This window comes from Youngiibacter multivorans, assembly GCF_017873395.1.
Lineage (GTDB): Bacteria > Bacillota > Clostridia > Clostridiales > Clostridiaceae > Youngiibacter > Youngiibacter multivorans.
This window is the reverse complement of record NZ_JAGGKC010000073.1, coordinates 1-1,563: the sequence shown is the minus strand read 5'-3', so window position 1 is coordinate 1,563 and position 1,563 is coordinate 1. Positions and strand designations below refer to the sequence as shown.

Annotated in this window: 1 rRNA gene; it reads right to left on the bottom strand. The window is 51.3% G+C overall.

Annotated features, from left to right (window positions below):
- Nucleotides 1–1,541: ribosomal RNA gene (locus J2Z34_RS17510) — 23S ribosomal RNA — on the bottom strand; the annotation flags it as partial.
- Nucleotides 1,542–1,563 lie beyond the last annotated feature (22 nt).

Genomic DNA, 1,563 nt, shown 5'->3' with positions numbered 1-1,563 from the left:
GGGGATTTACCTCCCTGTACTCCCTAAATGCTTGGACGTACATCCATCAGTACGCACACCCTATCCTCCTGCGTCACCCCATTGGTCAAACGCTTGAAAGCGGTATCGGAATATCAACCGATTGTCCATCACCTACGCCTTTCGGCCTCGGCTTAGGTCCCGACTAACCCTGAGCGGACGAGCCTTCCTCAGGAAACCTTAGATTTTCGACCTGCGGGATTCTCACCCGCATCTCGCTACTTATGCCAACATTCTCACTCCTGTACAGTCCACCGCTCCTTTCGGTACGGCTTCTCCCCATACAGGACGCTCCTCTACCGCGCAAGTCATAAGACTTGCACCCGTAGCTTCGGTGACAGGTTTTAGCCCCGGACATCTTCGGCGCGGGATCTCTCGACTAGTGAGCTATTACGCACTCTTTTAATGAGTGGCTGCTTCTAAGCCAACATCCTAGTTGTCTTTGAAATCCCACATCCTTTTCCACTTAACCTGTACTTTGGGACCTTAGCTGACGGTCTGGGCTGTTTCCCTTTCGACTATGAAACTTATCTTACACAGTCTGACTGCCGGACTCTATAGTTCATGGCATTCGGAGTTTGATAAGGTTCGGTAAGCGATATGCCCCCTAGCCCATTCAGTGCTCTACCTCCATGACTCATATCCGACGCTAGCCCTAAAGCTATTTCGAGGAGAACCAGCTATCTCCGGGTTCGATTGGAATTTCTCCGCTATCCACAGCTCATCCCATGGTTTTTCAACACCAGTTTGGTTCGGTCCTCCACGAGATTTTACTCTCGCTTCAACCTGGCCATGGATAGGTCACCCGGTTTCGGGTCTACGACATGCAACTATTCGCCCTGTTCAGACTCGGTTTCCCTTCGGCTCCGTACCTTAAGTACTTAACCTCGCTGCACACCGTAACTCGTTGGCTCGTTCTACAAAAAGCACGCCATCACACGCTTATGGTGCTCTGGCCGGTTGTAGGCGCACGGTTTCAGATTCTATTTCACTCCCCTTCCGGGGTTCTTTTCACCTTTCCCTCACGGTACTGCTTCACTATCGGTCATCAGGTAGTATTTAGCCTTGGGAGGTGGTCCTCCCTGCTTCCCACAAGGTTTCACGTGTCTCGTGGTACTCTGGTAGAACCCTGAAGATCTTCTCGTTCGCGTACGGGACTGTTACCCCCTATGGTCCAGCTTTCCAGCTGTGTTCCGCTTGATTCCTTCTTCGTGATGGGTTCCCCGCAACCCCGGAGGACATGTCCTCCGGTTTGGGCTCTTTCCTTTTCGCTCGCCGCTACTAGGGAAATCGATTTTTCTTTCTCTTCCTCCAGGTAATAAGATGTTTCAGTTCCCTGGGTTTGTCCTCCGTACACTATCTATTCATGTACGGATACTGGGGGTTTCCCCAGTGAGTTGCCTCATTCGGTAATCTTGGGATCTCAGACTATGTGCGTCTACCCCAAGCTTTTCGCAGCTTATCGCGACCTTCTTCGACTCCTGATGCCAAGGCATTCGCCATGCGCCCTTTATAGCTTGATCTATAAAGTCTTTCTCGCATCCG